The 17,868-nt window shown below is 38.8% G+C and carries 16 protein-coding genes; 13 read left to right on the forward strand and 3 right to left on the reverse strand.

Annotation, left to right across the window (positions count from 1 at the left end):
- Window positions 1-473: 473 nt before the first annotated feature.
- A complete protein-coding gene (locus M2419_RS14595) occupies window positions 474-980 on the reverse strand; it encodes a thioredoxin family protein (protein WP_227550184.1) in 507 nt (168 codons plus the stop codon).
- Between the two features lie 95 nt (window positions 981-1,075).
- Here M2419_RS14595 and M2419_RS14600 point away from each other — a divergent pair, with 95 nt between their 5' ends.
- The 4 genes from M2419_RS14600 (at window position 1,076) to M2419_RS14615 (ending at window position 5,293) form a co-directional block, all read left to right on the forward strand.
- The gene (locus M2419_RS14600) at window positions 1,076-1,210 is read left to right on the forward strand and encodes a hypothetical protein (RefSeq protein ID WP_259255295.1); all 135 of its coding nucleotides are present in this window, start codon (window positions 1,076-1,078) and stop codon (window positions 1,208-1,210) included.
- A 219-nt stretch (window positions 1,211-1,429) separates the two neighbouring features.
- The gene (locus M2419_RS14605; RefSeq protein ID WP_182332892.1) at window positions 1,430-3,007 is read left to right on the forward strand and encodes a glycerol-3-phosphate dehydrogenase/oxidase; all 1,578 of its coding nucleotides are present in this window, start codon (window positions 1,430-1,432) and stop codon (window positions 3,005-3,007) included.
- Between the two features lie 36 nt (window positions 3,008-3,043).
- On the forward strand, window positions 3,044-4,543 hold the full coding sequence (gene glpK, locus M2419_RS14610) for a glycerol kinase GlpK (protein ID WP_153846146.1): 1,500 nt from the start codon (window positions 3,044-3,046) through the stop codon (window positions 4,541-4,543).
- Between the two features lie 9 nt (window positions 4,544-4,552).
- On the forward strand, window positions 4,553-5,293 hold the full coding sequence (locus M2419_RS14615; RefSeq protein ID WP_259255296.1) for an MIP/aquaporin family protein: 741 nt from the start codon (window positions 4,553-4,555) through the stop codon (window positions 5,291-5,293).
- A 62-nt stretch (window positions 5,294-5,355) separates the two neighbouring features.
- On the opposite strand, the gene M2419_RS14620 is transcribed toward M2419_RS14615, so the two are convergent.
- Together M2419_RS14620 and M2419_RS14625 are read right to left on the reverse strand one after the other, a co-directional pair.
- Window positions 5,356-6,315 (reverse strand): GNAT family N-acetyltransferase, encoded by a 960-nt coding sequence (locus M2419_RS14620; RefSeq protein ID WP_153846145.1) that lies wholly within the window; start codon window positions 6,313-6,315, stop codon window positions 5,356-5,358.
- A gap of 5 nt (window positions 6,316-6,320) precedes the next feature.
- Window positions 6,321-7,154 (reverse strand): 1-acyl-sn-glycerol-3-phosphate acyltransferase, encoded by an 834-nt coding sequence (locus M2419_RS14625; RefSeq protein WP_153846144.1) that lies wholly within the window; start codon window positions 7,152-7,154, stop codon window positions 6,321-6,323.
- A gap of 254 nt (window positions 7,155-7,408) precedes the next feature.
- On the opposite strand from M2419_RS14625, the gene M2419_RS14630 reads away from it, so the two are divergent.
- From M2419_RS14630 to M2419_RS14670, 9 genes are all read left to right on the forward strand, one after another.
- Window positions 7,409-8,071 (forward strand): CBS domain-containing protein, encoded by a 663-nt coding sequence (locus tag M2419_RS14630; RefSeq protein WP_153846143.1) that lies wholly within the window; start codon window positions 7,409-7,411, stop codon window positions 8,069-8,071.
- A gap of 46 nt (window positions 8,072-8,117) precedes the next feature.
- Window positions 8,118-9,002 (forward strand): NAD kinase, encoded by an 885-nt coding sequence (locus M2419_RS14635; RefSeq protein ID WP_153846142.1) that lies wholly within the window; start codon window positions 8,118-8,120, stop codon window positions 9,000-9,002.
- 310 nt (window positions 9,003-9,312) lie between these two features.
- On the forward strand, window positions 9,313-10,050 hold the full coding sequence (locus tag M2419_RS14640; protein WP_153846191.1) for an isoprenyl transferase: 738 nt from the start codon (window positions 9,313-9,315) through the stop codon (window positions 10,048-10,050).
- Between the two features lie 113 nt (window positions 10,051-10,163).
- Window positions 10,164-12,728 carry an outer membrane protein assembly factor BamA gene (bamA, locus tag M2419_RS14645; protein WP_153846141.1) on the forward strand — a complete coding sequence of 855 codons (2,565 nt, stop codon included), beginning with the start codon at window positions 10,164-10,166 and terminating at the stop codon, window positions 12,726-12,728.
- 423 nt (window positions 12,729-13,151) lie between these two features.
- On the forward strand, window positions 13,152-13,685 hold the full coding sequence (locus tag M2419_RS14650; RefSeq protein WP_046671928.1) for an OmpH family outer membrane protein: 534 nt from the start codon (window positions 13,152-13,154) through the stop codon (window positions 13,683-13,685).
- A 103-nt stretch (window positions 13,686-13,788) separates the two neighbouring features.
- Window positions 13,789-14,358, forward strand: coding sequence for an OmpH family outer membrane protein (locus tag M2419_RS14655; protein ID WP_153846139.1), 570 nt, complete (start codon window positions 13,789-13,791; stop codon window positions 14,356-14,358).
- 361 nt (window positions 14,359-14,719) lie between these two features.
- Window positions 14,720-15,394 carry a TetR/AcrR family transcriptional regulator gene (locus tag M2419_RS14660; protein ID WP_153846138.1) on the forward strand — a complete coding sequence of 225 codons (675 nt, stop codon included), beginning with the start codon at window positions 14,720-14,722 and terminating at the stop codon, window positions 15,392-15,394.
- A 192-nt stretch (window positions 15,395-15,586) separates the two neighbouring features.
- On the forward strand, window positions 15,587-16,885 hold the full coding sequence (locus M2419_RS14665) for a 4Fe-4S dicluster domain-containing protein (protein ID WP_153846137.1): 1,299 nt from the start codon (window positions 15,587-15,589) through the stop codon (window positions 16,883-16,885).
- A 7-nt stretch (window positions 16,886-16,892) separates the two neighbouring features.
- Window positions 16,893-17,687 carry a (Fe-S)-binding protein gene (locus tag M2419_RS14670; RefSeq protein WP_153846190.1) on the forward strand — a complete coding sequence of 265 codons (795 nt, stop codon included), beginning with the start codon at window positions 16,893-16,895 and terminating at the stop codon, window positions 17,685-17,687.
- Window positions 17,688-17,868: the final 181 nt, after the last annotated feature.

The raw sequence follows: 17,868 nt of genomic DNA on the forward strand, positions 1-17,868 counted from the left end.
ATTGGTTTTAAGCCCATATAAAAGGTCTCGATCTTAGGAACGAGACCTTTTTATTTTCAGCCTATCCTATAACTGAAAATCTGGATTAAATCAAATTCGAAAACCAAAGTCATAGACACAACCCGACATCCATCACTGGAAACAACAAAGGTAATCCTTGAATTAAGTTTAAAGATAACACGGACTTTATCCGTACCTAATAGGGACTTCATAGGGACCTCATTCGGATGAATGCGTATAAAACACCTATTAATTCCGATTAAGCCTATGCGGAAATTCGGATAATTTAGTATGCTGATCACCAATCTTTCCCGACTTGCTGTACAAAGAAATGCTAAATTTTACGGGAGTAAACCCTTATCCGATCTTCCAATTTATTACATCAAAACAAAAGCCCCTTAAAAGGGGCTTTTGTTTTATTTACGCACTACTGTTAATTTAGTGCAGAATAGCAATATTATAGTCGGTAATTTTTATTTTGCGACCCAAGCTTTAAAGAAATTAAGCACTTTTTCTTCATCATAGCCCTTCCCTTTTTCCAGGCTGCCACTCTCCTGTACATGCAATGTTTTTCCATTTCTATCCAAAACAATAAAAAATGGATAACCTAGTTTATTCCCTTCAGGAGCATACTTTTGAAACACAGCCTCATTTTTATTCTCTTTTGAATAATTGAGGTGATAATAGAGGAAATGACTCTTTAACAACTTGTCTACACTTGCCGTTTTATGGATATAATCATTAAACCTTAAACACCAGACACACCAATTCCCACCAGCCTGGATGATGATATTTTTCTTTTCTTTCTTTGCCTGAACCAATAGTTGATCAATATCACTCTGTGCATTAGCGTCTGGATTGTAAGGCTTTGAAACATCCTGAGCTGTAGCAATCTGCTGTGAGAACGCTTTGGACTGTACGAGTACCGTCCCAAAAAACACGATAGCTCCACACAGTAATAATCTTATATTTCTCATCATAAATAAATTAAATAGTGATCTAAAATTACAAAATCATTTTCCCAAACCAAAACATAAGCAGCACATAATGGTTAAACATTATATAGCTATTGACCATGAAAAAAAACAGCCAAGATCACAATGGACCATATTTCAGCGGATTTATAAAAACGCGATTAAGTCGTAAACACATCAGCTTAGGCGATCAGAATGCAGTCATTATTAAAGACACCTCCATTGGGGAGAAGTAAAAAAACAACTGTTTATACGCCATATCCTGTCACTTGTAAAAACTAGAAAGACTTCCTTTTGCAGAAATAAAAACAAAACAAAACAAAAACAAACACCTTACCTTAACATAAATATTATTTAATTTCCTTTAAAATTCAACAAATATAGCATAACTTAGTATAAAAGAAGTTGAAATACCCATATAGAAGGTTCACCACAACAGGCCAAAACGAAACAAAATGAAACACCAAGAATTCAAAAGGTCAAAACTGATAGAAAAAATAAGAGAGACGAGCGCATGGGATGTTATCGTCATAGGTGGCGGTGCCAGCGGATTAGGTGTTGCATTAGATGCCTTAAGCCGAGGATTCAAAACAATTTTGCTGGAGCAGGTTGATTTTGCAAAAGGCACTTCAAGCAAAGCAACGAAGCTTGTTCACGGTGGTGTACGCTACTTGGCTCAGGGCGACATCTCCCTGGTTAAAGAAGCACTTCACGAAAGAGGTCTACTTCAAAAAAACGCTCCCCATCTTGTCAAAAATCAATCCTTTATCATCCCCAACTACAGCTGGTTCGATGGCCCATTCTATACCATTGGAATGAAAATATATGACCTGCTGGCAGGTAAATTAAGTTTGGGAAAATCCATTCATATCAACAAAGAAGAAACCCTTAACCGCATAAGCACTGTGCGACCTAAAGGGTTATATGGTGGCGTGGTTTATCAAGACGGACAATTTGACGACTCAAGACTTGCGCTCAACGTTGCGCAAACCTGTATTCAAATGGGCGGCGTCGCGCTAAATTACGTAAGAGTCAATAACCTCACCAAAGACAGCGATGGACGAATAAATGGTGTCATCGCTAATGATACCGAAACGGGTGAAGTTTTCACCATACAAGGGAAGGCTGTTATCAATGCTACAGGAATATTTGTCGATGACATCCTAAAAATGGACAGACCGGAAGCAAAACAAATGGTACGCCCCAGCCAAGGGGTTCACCTTGTATTTGACAAGTCGTTTCTCCCAGGCGACGATGCCATTATGATTCCAAAAACGGATGATGGACGGGTCCTTTTCCTGGTACCATGGCACAATCGAGTCATTGTGGGAACAACAGATACACCGATAGACGAACATAGCCTTGAACCGGTAGCTTTGGAGCAGGAGATCGATTTTATTCTGAAAACTGCGGGACGCTACTTGACAAAACAACCAACAAGAGCAGATGCATTGGCCGTATTCGCCGGTCTCCGTCCACTGGCAGCCCCTACAGGTAACTCCAACAAAACCAAAGAGATTTCACGAAGCCACAAGGTTATCGTCAGCGACTCCAAATTACTTACTTTAACTGGCGGAAAGTGGACAACATTCCGTCGAATGGGCCAAGATACCATCGACAAAGCGATAAAAATTGGTTGTTTACCACAAAAAGAAAGTCGGTCTGCCACTCAAAAGATTTATAGCGCCATTCCAACATCAGACAGAAGCAATCATATGTATATTTATGGCGCCGACCAAGAAGCTATCAACGCATTGGCTCAGGAAAATCCCGAATGGAACGAAAAATTAATAGCACATCTTGAATTCAAAAAGGCTGAAGTTGTTTGGGCAGCACGCAATGAACTTTCCAGGACTGTGGAAGATGTCCTATCCCGTCGGGTACGGATACTATTTCTTGATGCAAAAGCTGCAATTGAAGCTGCTCCTGAAGTCGCAAAAATACTCGCACAGGAGCTGGAAAAAGATCAAGACTGGCAAAATGATCAAATAGCGCATTTTCAAAAAGTTGCAAAAAATTATATCTTAAAGTAATACAAAAAATAACCAGCAATACTCAATTACTCAATTATGGAACAACAATACATCTTGGCAATGGATCAAGGCACCACCAGCTCCAGAGCTATAATTTTTGATAAGGACAGAAATATAGTCTCCATTGCCCAGAAGGAATTTACACAAATATTCCCACAGCCGGGATGGGTCGAACATGATCCACATGAAATCTGGTCAACGCAGGCAGGTGTCACAGCAGAAGCAACTACAAAGGCAGGATTAAACGGCAAAAATATTGCCGCCATTGGTATTACCAATCAACGCGAAACTGTGGTTGTTTGGGACAAAGAAACAGGAAAACCCATCTACAATGCCATTGTATGGCAAGATAAACGCACAGCAGATTATTGCGACGAGTTACGTAACTCCGGAAAACATGAGCTGATCCAGGAAAAAACAGGCCTGATATTAGATCCTTATTTTTCTGCAACCAAAATAAAATGGATTCTGGATAACGTGGCGGGTGCCCGGGAAAAAGCACAAAACGGGGAATTAATCTGTGGAACCATAGATACTTGGCTCGTCTGGAACCTCACTCGTGGCGACGCTCACATCACGGATGTAACAAACGCTTCCCGCACCTTACTCTTTAACATCCATAGCATGGAATGGGATAAGGAGCTATTAGAATTATTTGACATCCCCGCTGCCATGCTGCCCGAAGTAAAAGAAAGCAGTGCAGTATATGGGGAATCCCGGACAACCATTTTTGCACATAAAGTCAAGATAGCAGGAATTGCCGGCGACCAGCAGGCAGCACTTTTCGGACAGCAATGTATTGAAAAGGGAATGGTCAAAAACACGTACGGCACCGGATGTTTTATGTTAATGAACATCGGTGATAAACCAATCCGTTCAAAGAACAATCTTTTAACAACTGTTGCCTGGAAAATTAACGGGAAAACAGAATATGCCTTGGAGGGAAGCATCTTTATCGGTGGCGCATTGGTCCAATGGCTACGCGACAATCTCAACATCATCTACAAATCGGCGGACGTAGAGCAATTAGCTCTTACAGAAAAAGATAATGGCGGTGTCACATTCATCCCTACCTTTGCTGGACTGGGAGCGCCGTACTGGAATGCTCGTGCACAAGGGACGCTATTTGGCCTGACGCGTGCAACAACCAATGGGCATATAGCACGTGCCTCACTAGAGGCAATCTCCCTCCAGACACGTGATGTACTGCAAGCAATGGAAGCTGATAGTGGCATACCGATCAAAGAACTACGTGTAGACGGCGGTGCAACAGCAAATAATCTACTCATGCAGATTCAGGCCAATGTACTTAACAGCAAGGTTGTACGCCCTAAAATTACAGAAACTACAGCGTTGGGGGCAGCATACCTCGCAGGACTGGCCGTGGGATTCTGGAAAAATGAGGATGAGATATCAAAGTTTTGGGCACAGGATCGTATATTTGAACCTGAAGCAGAGCAAGAAGAGCAAACAAAAAAGATCATTAAGCTCTGGACCAAGGGGGTCAAAGCATTACAGTACTGGACCGAAAACTAACCAACAAGCATGAACCATTATTTAGCAGAATTTATCGGCACAACACTTCTCCTTCTTTTAGGCAACGGGGTTGTGGCCAACGTTATCTTAAAAGGAACAAAGGGAGAAAATGGAGGATGGATTGTAATCACCACCGCATGGGCACTTGCAGTCTATGTAGGTGTTGTATTTGCCGGCCCCTATACCGGAGCCCATCTAAATCCTGCGGTAACCATTGCCGTCGCTCTTAATCATGGCCTCCCTTGGATGGAAGTACCCGGCTATATTCTCGCACAAATTGCCGGTGGTTTCTGTGGCGCCATGTTAACCTACATCATGCACAAAGACCATTTCGATGCAACAGCAGACCCAACCACCAAACTTGGTGTATTCGCTACGATACCCAACATTCGAAATACGTCAACAAATCTGGCAAGTGAAATTATTGGAACCTTTGTTTTGATTTTTGTTATTTTCTTTATAACAGGTCAAGATGTTACCATCGACGGAAAAACAGCTCCTATTGGCATGGGCTCTCTTGGTGCTATCCCCATTGCATTTCTAGTGTGGGCCATCGGCCTCTCGCTAGGTGGAACTACGGGATATGCCATCAATCCTGCCCGGGATTTTGGACCGCGCTTATTTCATGCCCTGTGGCCGATCAAAGGAAAAGGAAGCTCCGACTGGTCTTATGCCTGGATTCCAATCCTAGGACCTATCTTGGGCGCTATTTTAGCCTTTGCTCTTTATACCTGTATAAAACCGGCCTAATCAAGGTCGCTGTACTCACAAAATAAAGGGGGATTCAAAAATTGAATCCCCCTTTTAGTTTATTATCCGCGTTTGGGCTTTCTGTGACCGTATTCACGATCCCGCTCAAACGTATTCATATGACGTTCCTTCTTCACCGGATACACATCATCGATTACAATTAAAATACCTTTTTCCTCCACTGTACCAAATTCATTATTACGCGCTGTACCAAAAGATTTCATGGTAGGCGACAGGTTCATATAGGTATTGATCAACGGCGGGATATTCTCTCCCAATGCCCTTACATGACTGTTTAGCACCTTATACCCTTCCTTATAATCCAATCCGTCAAAAATACCAATAAAACGATCGTAATCGTTCTTTATTTCTAACTCCGGAAGAGGAAGCACCAAGTTATCATGGTCCGGGAAATAATAATCCATAAAATAAAGCAGCATATCTCGGGCATCTTTATTGTAATGCGGATACATGGTCACCTTACCAAAGAGGTATCTAATTTCCGGATTAAGCATTACCAAGGCTCCTAAGCCATCCCATAGATTATCCAGTGAAAAAATTCCTTTTCGATTGTCTATTGCGGGTTGATACTTCGGTTGAACAAAAGAGCGCCCCAATTCTATGGTATAGGGTAAATATTCTTTTGAGAACAAATCGGAAAACTGAAAATAATGTGCTGTTGATAAATTGGGCACACCGTTTACCTCTCCAGCGTCAGCACATTTGATGACACGGTAGCCGGCAACCACTTCTTCATCTTCGGGATTCCATGCGATCAGCTGATCGTAACAATCTTCGCATGTATCATTTTCATCGATATCAATTGAAAGTCCTGTACCTCCGCCTGCTCCACGAAAAGTCAACTCCCGCAAACGCCCAATTTCCCGCATGACATTTGGCGAATTATGATAGTTGATTAAATATATCTCGTTATTTCCATTGTTGGTATATCTTAAAAAGACCTCTTTATTCAATTCGGTCTTCAATAATTCTCTATCAACTGGAGGTATAATTTCTTGCATAAATTCTATTTTTCTTGAGCCAATCCATAAACCCTTCTTTTCACTTCCTCAGCCCAAGTTTTTTCGTTTTTTGATTGATCAAACGCTGTATAAGGGATTCTTTTTCCTACTATAATATTGACGGTATGTCCGCGTTGGGCAAACATTTCATCAGGTAAATATAACATTTCAATGTTTACCTTAAGACCTAATTTCTGTCTAAGCCTTGCAAAATTATAAAAAAACTTAGAGTTTTTACCGTCTATCAAGACCGGAATGATATCTTTTTTATATTTTTTTGCTTTGCTAATAAAACTTTTCTTCCATTCTAGGTCTTCTATACGGCCATCGTTTTGTTTTCTGGAAACCAAACCTGCAGGAAATACCAGTAGCGCGTCATCGGCACCATAAGCCTCTTCAATAGCGGAAATAGCTTGCTTCCCCTGCCCGCCAAGCTTGTTTACTCCGACAAACAAAGGTCTCAAATTGCCTATATTGAGAAGGATATCGTTAACCAAAAATTTCACATCACGTCTGTACTTGCCAATAGCATGCATGAATGCGATACCATCCAATCCACCCAAAGGATGATTAGACGCAAAAATCACAGGATCAGATACCGGAATATTTTCTGCGCCATACAAATTGACCTTGACATCCAGATCATTGATCAAGGCATCGACAAAATCCAGGCCCTGAAGATCCGCAAAGCGCGTCATAATATCGTTTATCTCATCTTCATGAATTGTCCTTTTTAAATAATTTAGTAAAAAAGACGGAATCCATTTAGCAAGCCCCGCATTCTTTTTGTGAATAACTTCACGTATATCAATAAATTTCTTATTCTCGCTTGTGATCATCAATCCTATTTTTCCGATTAGAAATACTATATCTTTACCATGGGCCCTATTCAAGCCTTTCTCAATTCGCTGACAAAAATAATAACAGAATGGTAATAAAAGTACAATTTTAAACTTTAAAATTGTACTTATTTGCAATTATGTAATGTGTTCCTTATAGATCGTGTCTGAAGCGCTACAGTAGCTCAAAGAATTAGGTAGAAATCTCACCCCGTAAAATTTCTTTTCACATAGTTTTTTTATTAAGTTTGGATATGCTAATAGGTCAATTTCTTTCAAACGCAGATTTCAGCATCCAAAATGCTGATTCAATACAACAGGCGCTCGAAAAGCTTCAGGATATGCTTTGTAAAGAATTAGTCGTTTTAAATGGAGATGAGTATATTGGCCTGGTTAATGAAACCATCTTATTGGATGCGGAAGATGAAGATGCTCCCCTTTCTTCCATAAAAATAAATACAGCCCCCATACAGCTGAAGTTCAATCAACACCCCTACGATGCATTGGTGATGATAACTGTGTATAATAGTACAATCATTCCTGTTTTAGATCAAGACAACAAATATATTGGTGTGTCAACACAATTAGATATATTAAAGGCAATAAGTTCAATTCAATCGCAAAATGAATCTGGGGCTATTATTGTTTTGGCAATTGGCCTACATGATTTTTCACTTTCACAGATTGCGCACCTTGTTGAAAGTGACAATTGCAGAATCCTCAATTGTGCGACCAAAATAAATTTGGAAAGTGACAACATTGAAGTTACCATTAAAGTTGACAAGTCAAACATCAATGCATTACTGAATTCATTCCTAAGACACAACTATTTAATTCTTGAAACCCATAATACCATAGCTGCATTTGACGACACTGCCGACCGTTATCAGCAGCTTATGAATTATATTAACATTTGATTAGGATTAGTTTTTTCTCATCTTTGCCCCATAAATTGAAAACAATATGAGAATCGCAATATATGGAAGAGAGTTTCAACCCTCTGTTATACCACATGTGAAACACTTATTTGAATATCTTGTCGATAAAAATATTGAGATCTGGGTCTATGATCCATTTCATGAATTTCTGATATCACAATTTGAATGCGCCTTTAACTTCTCAACATACAATACATATCAAGAAATCAAAGACCATATTGACATTATGTTAAGTCTGGGCGGAGATGGAACCATGTTATCTGCTGTTTCCCTGATTAAAGACTCTGGAATTCCAATTGCAGGGATAAACTTTGGACGCCTCGGTTTTTTAGCTTCCATCAATAAAAATGATTTTGAGGATGCCATCGACGATATACTGAACCAGCGTTTTACGATACAGAAGCGCGTATTGCTCTCTGTTGAATCTGAACAGGTTAATTTGTTTCAAGGCAATCACTATGCGCTCAATGATATTACCGTATTTCGGTATGACAGCTCGGCCATGATTACCGTCAATGCACGCATCAATGGCGAACTACTGAATTCATACTGGGCTGATGGACTAATTATCGCTACACCTACCGGATCCACAGCCTATTCATTGAGTTGCGGCGGACCTATTATTATGCCGGAAAGTGGCAATTTTGTCATTACCCCCATCTCCCCGCACAACCTCAATGTGAGACCCATTGTCATCTCGAATCAGTTTACCCTTGAATTGGAAATAGAGAGTCGAAGCAATCAATACATCCTTAGCTGTGATTCCAAAAACGAGTCCATTGATACATCTGTAAAATTAACTATTAAACAGGCTCCATTTACGATTAATCTCATTAGACTCCCCCATGAAAGCTTTTTCAGCACGCTGCGTGAAAAATTACTTTGGGGCATCGATGTCAGAAACTATTAGGCTATCAGTAGCTTCGCACAGCCTCGCTTTGCATGAAGAAAAGGAGATAATCTGCTAGATGAAGATGTTTCAAACAATCTTTCTACATATTGTACTTCTGAATTTCCAATTAAAAATCGATATTTGGAAGAAATAAAGGAAGACGGAATAAGAATATCCATAATAGAAATCCAGGTGCAATAATTAATCAATGAAAAGTACGTTAAACAAACAATAATCATTGATAGCAATACAGGAAACCAAAAATAGGTTTTAAAACGCCAAAATAGCATTTATGGCTAAGGTGTTAATTTTATTGAAAACAGCAAAAATGAGTTTTTTAGATCAGATAGATACTATTAAATTGCCACAGCATATAGCCATCATCATGGATGGCAATGGCCGTTGGGCAAAACAGAAGGGGAAACTTCGTGTATTTGGGCATCAAAATGGTGTAAAAGCAGTACGAGAAGCATTAGAAGGATGTGTAAAAGCCAATATTAAATTTCTGACACTTTATGCTTTTTCTGCAGAAAACTGGAATAGACCTAAACTTGAAGTGATGGCACTGATGGAACTATTGGTTAGTTCCCTTAAAAAAGAAATCAAAACTTTTCAGGAGAATGGCGTCCGCTTGAATGTCATTGGTGATATCACCAAATTACCCTCAAATGCACAAAGAAAGCTGCAGGAGACCATTGAAGCAACGAAAGAAAATACACACTGTACATTGACATTAGCTTTGAGCTACAGCTCCCGACAAGAAATTGTGGACGCCGCTCGAAATCTAGCCCAACAAGTAAAAGACGGAAAACTCAATGCAGACGAAATTAACGATGAGTTATTCGCTGCAAATCTTTATACACAAAACCTACCCGATCCTGACCTCCTGATACGTACCAGCGGAGAATTGAGAATAAGCAACTTCCTACTTTGGCAAATTGCCTATTCAGAATTATGCTTCCTAGATAAGATGTGGCCTGAGTTTACGAAAGAAGATTTATTTAAATCCATCGTCGATTATCAGCAACGCGAAAGAAGGTTTGGAAAAACAAGTGAACAGTTATAAAGATTTTATTAAATTTGACCACTGATTTGAAAAAAAGCAAGCTGGTTAAATTTTCTTAATTAACAAAAATTAACAAACGATTGGTGTACTTTAGCGCCAATAATTATAGATAAATGAAGCGTATACTACCCGTAATACTATTTTTTGGCCTCTCATCAATGCAGCTTGTTTACGGACAAGACAAAGGTGCGTTTAATTTAAATGACCCAGAAAAAATCAGCTATCTCAATCCTAAAAACTATGTAATTAGTGCTATTGATATAACTGGAACACAATTTTTAGATAAAAATGTATTAATTACGATCTCTAAATTGTCAGTAGGTCAATATTTGGAAGTTCCAAGTGAGGCGACTGCAAAAGTAGTGAAGGATATGATGGCTCAAGGCCTCTTTGATGATGTCGAATTATGGGCAGATAAAATTGAAGGTGAAAATATATTTTTGACCATCCGTGTAGTAGAACGTCCTCGTTTAACTCGTATTGATATCAATGGTCTAAGTAAAAGCCAGACCGAAGAAGTTCGCAAACGTTTAAATAGCAACACCGGTAAGATTGTCAACGAAAACTTGATGAACACCACACGTGCTACAATCCAACGGTTCTTAAAAGAAAAAGCTTTTTTATATCCGGAGATCACTCTAAAAACGGTGAAAGACTCAGCACAGGCTAATAATGAAATACTTATTGCCGATGTGGATAAGAAACATAAGGTAAGAGTCAAAAAAATGACTTTTACAGGGAATGAACATTTTTCTCAGCAAGAGTTGAGAAAAATGGCCAAGCCAATCAAGCAAAAAATGTGGTACCGTATTTTCGGTCCTGGAAAATTCAAGGAAGAAAAATACAAAGAAGGTAAAGAAAACCTAATCAAGAAAATGGCCGCCAAAGGCTATCGTGATGCGACGCTCCTGAAAGATACGGTTATTCGCGAGGGTGAAAAAAATGTGTTGGTTAACTTTGACATCTATGAAGGTCCTAAATATTATGTAGGTAATATTGTTTGGACAGGTAATGCTAAATATTCGGACACCTTACTGAATAAAATTTTAGGTATCAAACGTGGTGATGTTTTTTCGGAAGAAAAATTAACAGCAAAATTGATGGGTCCTACAAAAAATAGTGATGACATCTCTTCAATCTATATGAACGATGGTTATCTTACGTTCTCAGTAGACCCTGAACAAACGCGTATTTACAACGATACAATCGATTTGAATTTACGTGTATATGAAGGTGCTCAATATACCATCAATAACGTTATTGTTAAAGGTAATGATGTAACCAACGACCGTGTTGTATTACGTTCTATTTATACAAAACCTGGTCAAAAATTCTCAAAAGAACAAATTATGCGCAGTGTGCGTGAAATTGCGCAGTTGGGAAATTTTGATGAACAAAAAACAAACCCAGTACCGACAAATTTAAATTACGCGGATGGTACAGTGGACATTGTTTATAATGTTACTGAAAAACCTTCGGATCAGGTCGAGCTTTCGGGTGGTTATGGTGCCGGTCAGATCATCGGAACCTTGGGTTTAACATTTAACAACTTCTCTACCAGCAATTTCTTTGACAAAAGTTCCTGGAAACCGCTACCACGTGGAGATGGACAAAAGTTGAGTGTCCGTGGTCAAACTTCGGGTAAACGTTATCAATCGTATAGTTTCTCTTTCTCCGAGCCTTGGTTGGGTGGTAAAAAACCAATTTATTTTGGTTTGAGCGCCTATACCTCGAGTTCATCATATGGTGGTTTTAACTACTATACTGGCGAGCAAATTGTTAAGGATTCCGAGTTGAACCGTATTTGGATGACTGGTATTACCGCAACATTGGGTAAACGCTTACAATGGCCAGACAACTGGTTCCAGGCAAATACATCCTTGTCATTCCAACGTTATAAGCTTCAGAACTATGGAAATTACTTCCTATTTGATAATGGTACTGCCTATAACATCAACTTGACGCAAGAGTTTAGCCGTAATTCGATCGATGCTCCTATCTATCCTACTTCAGGTTCAAACATCAAATTCTCGGTGCAATTGACGCCTCCATATTCATTGTTCAACAACATTGATTATAAAAATGGTTCGGCTCAGGAACGTTACCGTTGGACAGAATACCACAAATGGAAATTTGACTCGCAATGGTACGCAAAAATCGTTGGTAAACTTGTTTTCAAAGCACAAGCTCAATTTGGCTTCTTGGGTAAATACTCCAACAAAACTGAAATATCGACTTTCGAGCGTTTCAAAGTCGGTGGGGATGGTATGCAAGGGTTTGATTACCTACAAGGATCTGAAATTGTTGCATTACGTGGTTATGCAAATGGTGTAATCATTCCTGAAGGAACACAAAATGTGAATGTGGCACGAAATTCAGGTAGTCCAATCTATACGAAATATCAAATGGAATTACGTCACCCGGTTATGTTAAATGATCAGGCAACAGTGTACGTATTGGCTTTCGCTGAAGCGGCAAATACCTGGAACAAGTTCACAGAATACAATCCATTTAAAGTACGTCGTTCTGCAGGTGTTGGTGCCCGTATCTTCTTACCTATCTTCGGTATGCTAGGAATAGATTACGGCCATGCATTCGACCCTATCCCGGGCTTACCAAGCAGTACATGGAAACAAAACTTTACATTTAGTATCATGCAAAATATGGGTGGATTCTAATCTTTGTTGATCCAATCATATCGAAATAAAATAAAAAGCTATCGCAAGAAATTGTAGATAGCTTTTTTGTTTTAAGATTGTTTTCCAGTAAATCATGTATTTTCTTTCATTTCCACCTGATCTGTTTCAATGCGAAATCACCCGAAATATCTTATAAATTTTCTTATATTGAGTGCGGTTATGATCATCGAAAAAAAGAGGCCATAGGCAGCACTCAGGGTACTAGCATTGGAGCATTCGTCAACAAGTTAAATAGTGTTAAACCCGAGAAATATCTATTAGATTGCTTCTTTTTTCTTATTTTTGAGCCGTAAATTTACGTAGAGCGGTTTTTTCGAATTAAACTTTTGGGATAATCCGAAGTCATAAGGTAAATTAGTGTTAAATAATAAAAAGTATAGTCTATAAAAACTTACAGGAAATATGAAAAAAATATTGTTAGTTATAGCTTTTGTAGTCGTGAGTGCTACAGCGACATTTGCCCAACAACTTGCATATGCTGATTCAGAATATATCCTAAAACATATTCCTGAATATACGACTGCACAGAAACAGTTAGATGACCTATCTAAGCAATGGCAGGAAGAAGTGGATCAGAAATATGCTGAGATTGAAAAACTATATCAGGCTTATCAAAAGGACCAGGTTTTATTAAATGAAGATATGCGTCGTCGCCGTGAGGATGAAATCGTGACAAGAGAAAAAGAAGTAAAAGACTATCAGAAACAAAAGTTTGGATTTGAAGGTGACCTTTTTAAAAGACGTACTCAATTGATGAAGCCTATTCAAGATCGTGTAGCAAAAGCTATCCAAGATGTTGCTTCTGCGCAGGGAATTGATTTTATTATGGACAAGGGCAATGAGTCTACTTTTCTCTATGCCAATCCAAAATTGAATAAAAGTAATGATGTCATTACAAAATTAGGATATAAACCTAATCCGAGTCTTGCAAACTAAGCGGGAGTTTATTATCATTGTGGACACAAATAATAATAGTAGTAATTAATTAGAAAACTAAAAGATTGCCATAAAGATGGCTCATTAGATTAAAATGAAAAGCATGAAAAATTTATTAAAGGGTGCGGTTGCTTTAGTGGCAGTATTTTTCTCAACTCAATTCGCAAATGCGCAACAAAAGATTGGTCATATCAATTTTGCTGAAATTATTCAGTCTACATCTGAATTTAAAGCAGCTGAAGGGCAATTGAAGACATTGAGTGATGGTAAAACCAAAGAAATTCAAGATATGGTTACCATTTATCAAACAAAACAAAAAGAAGCAAACGATAAATTGCGTAACAGAAGTGAAGCAAATAAAGAAACTGTTGATCCAGAAATCAACAAAATAGGTCAAGAATTACAAGATATTCAGGCTCGTATTCAAACAGCACAACAAGCCGCTCAAGAAGACTTGAACAAAAAAGAAGAAGAATTAATTGCACCTATACATAGAAAAGTTGGCGATGCTGTCAATGTTGTATCTAAAGAAAAAGGTATGGCTTATGTATTTGATATTTCAAGCACAAATATTCCTTATTTCCAAGGTGGAGAAGATTTAACTGCTGCTGTAAAAACAAAATTAGGTATTTCAGCTACAGCTGCTCCTGCTGCTGCTCCAGCAAGAAAATAAGCTAGCATACAAGGCAATAAAAAAGGGATTACCTATATAGATAATCCCTTTTTTATTGCCTATCTATTTTCCCAAAGGTAAGTGAATCGCAATCAGCGTACACCGCCGACAGCACCAAATACGCTCCAGTTCTACAGCCAAAAGAATAAGGTAAACTCAAAAGCTTATCGAATCAGTCAAATTATAGTGTAAATAAAAATCTGCTGCTTGATTTTCTTGCATTTACCAGCTAAATTGTAGATATTGGTTCGGAAAACAAACATATCTACCCTAATGAAAACTTCATGGTCCCAAATTTGTTCATTAACTGACGAATGTAAGGTACTCAGGAAAGCTTCGTCGTTAAAATGATTTTATTCGCATGAAAAAGAAAGTAATTGAGGATAACCCTAAAAAAGAAAGAAAGGTAACTTCCGGTCCTATACGCGACAAGGAACGCACCAAGGCGCGAATGATCGCTGCTGTCGGAAAGGTAATTCAGAAAAAAGGATACCATGCATTGAATGGACCTAATATTGCTTTGGAATGTGGACTGAACAAAGCATTAATATGGAATTATTTTGGCGGTCTCGATCAACTGGTGGAAGCTTACCTGACACAAAAAGATTTTTGGCAAATCGGAGATAAGGGCGTATTGGAACAAATGATCACAAATCCGGGTTCCATCAGTGTTTCCTTGATAGAAGAATTGCTTAATTCTCAATTTAACACCTTTTTGAAGGATAAGACGAAGCAAAAAGTCATTCATTGGGGACTGGGCGAAAAGACAAAAGCGCTTAAAAATATAGCCGACAGAAGAGAATTGCTCGGCGAAGAACTATTTAAGCATGTCGATTCAAAATTCGAAAACTCCGAAAACGACCTTAGAGCAACATTGGCAATCTTAGTCAGTTCAATTTATTATTTGAGTCTTCAGGCAAAATCTACCGGAAGTACCTTTTGTGGTATTGATGTAAATACCGAAGCAGGAAAAGAACGAATTCAAAAAACAATGCGTAAAATATTAGAACAGACATTTTCTGATGTTGAGCTATAGTCTACTCAGATATAACTAGAGAAAACGTCCAAGAAGAATAATTTCTTCTTGGACGTTTTTCATTACAACCTATACTTACCATTAGAAATTTCCAATAAATTATCACCTTAGGTCTCTATTTTTGATTTATTTTTACTATGTTAGCATAACAAAATAATATAGTATATTTGTTTATAACCAAGATCCAGGCATATGATAGGTCAACTAATATTTGCGGTTTGTTTCGCTGTGGCATTGTTCCTTTTTAGCAAAAATGCACAACAGATTTATCGTAATATCAAGCTGGGTAGACCGGCAGATCGTTCGGATAGATCCCCAGAGCGTTGGAAAATGATGCTCCTCGTCGCCTTTGGACAAAAGAAAATGTTCAAGCGAATTTTCCCCGCAGTCCTACATTTATTTGTATACCTCGGATTTGTCATCATCAATATTGAGATGTTGGAGATTGTCATAGACGGTCTTTTTGGTACACATCGTATCTTTTCATTTTTAGGGAGTTTTTATAATTTCCTAATTGGGGCATTTGAATGGCTCGCGCTGGGTGTACTGGTATCCTGTGTCATCTTTTTAATTCGGAGAAATATCGCTAAAGTAGCTCGCTTAAATAGTGTAGAATTGAAACATTGGCCCAAGACGGATGCAAATATTATTTTAATCACAGAGATTCTTTTAATGTCGGCTTTCCTGCTGATGAACGCTTCTGATCTTAAATTGCAGCTCTATGGCTTCGCACATTTTAAATCGGTAGGTTCCTTTCCAGTAAGCCACCATCTTCTTCCATACCTTCCAACTTCGACGGAGGCCTTATTTTTAATAGAGCGGTCTTGTTGGTGGTTTCATATCCTAGGTGTACTTGCCTTCTTGAACTACCTCCCCTATTCTAAGCATCTTCATATTATTTTGGCTTTTCCGAACACCTATTTTTCTAATCTGAACGCAAAAGGCAAACTATCCAATATGCCAGCTGTGACCAATGAGGTTAAGGCAATGCTTGATCCGAGTTTCACCCCACCTCCAGCAGATGCAAATGCACGTTTTGGAGCCAAAGATGTTCAGGATTTAACCTGGAAGAGCCTATTGGATGCATACACCTGTACTGAATGTGGACGTTGTACATCTTCTTGCCCCGCAAATATAACGGGAAAGCTGCTGTCTCCACGAAAAATTATGATGGATACACGGGATCGCCTCACTGAAGTCGGTACGAATATCAAAACAAATGGAAGCTTTCAGGATGACGGAAAATCTTTAATTGACACGTATATCAGTCGAGAAGAGTTATGGGCCTGTACAAGCTGTAATGCATGTGTAGAACAATGCCCAGTCAATATTAATCCACTGGATATTATTATTGAACTTCGTCGCTTTGCTGTTATGGAAGAATCACAAGCTCCTGCGAGTATTAACAATATGTTTGGAAATATTGAGAACAATGGTGCCCCATGGAAATATGCGCAATTGGACCGCGCCAATTGGACTCAACAACAATAGTTTTATGATGGAAAATGAATTAAAAGTTCCCACAGTTGCTGAACTGTTGGCCAAAGGAGAAACTCCTGATATACTATTTTGGGTAGGTTGTGCAGGGAGTTTTGACGAACGTGCACAGAAAATTACGCGCGATATCTGCAGAATATTACAACATGTTGGTTTAAAATATGCCATCTTAGGTACAGAAGAGAGTTGTACGGGTGATCCTGCCAAAAGAAGTGGAAACGAATTTCTATTTCAAATGCAGGCCATGATGAACATCGAAGTACTCAATGGCTATGAAATCAAGAAAATAGTAACGGCTTGCCCACACTGTTTCAATACATTGAAAAATGAGTATCCATCCCTAGGTGGCAACTATGAGGTCATTCATCATACACAATTGATCCAAAACCTGATCGATGAAGGAAAATTAAAACCAGCGGATAACAACGTATTCAAAGGAAAGAAGATAACGTATCATGATCCCTGTTATCTTGGTCGTGCAAATGAGGTCTATGAGGCACCGAGAAAAGTATTGGAAAGCTTGGATGCCCAGCTGATCGAACTGAAACGTTGTAAGAGCAATGGACTTTGCTGCGGTGCTGGGGGCGGACAAATGTTCAAAGAACCAGAGCCTGGAGCAAAAGACATTAACATCGAACGTATCGAAGAAGTCATCGATGCAAAGCCACACGTTGTCGCTGCAGCATGTCCTTTCTGTATGACGATGTTAAAAGATGGCGTAAAAATAAAAGAAAAAGAATCAGAGATTGAGGTGTTGGACATTGCCGAAATAACTGCCCGAGCAAATCAATTGTAAATTACTTTAATTACGAAATAAAAGAGGCCCGATCGTATGATCGGGCCTTTTGTGTAGGGAGAAGAATATCTCCTGTTCACGCTTAAATTGGGGGAATCCCAAAGCCGGTTAAAATATAGGGGATTCCCCCGAATCGAAGATCAGCGCTGTATTTATGCTGATCAAACAACTCTAACATCTA

The sequence above is a fragment of the Sphingobacterium sp. BIGb0116 genome (assembly GCF_024808035.1).
GTDB lineage: Bacteria > Bacteroidota > Bacteroidia > Sphingobacteriales > Sphingobacteriaceae > Sphingobacterium > Sphingobacterium paramultivorum.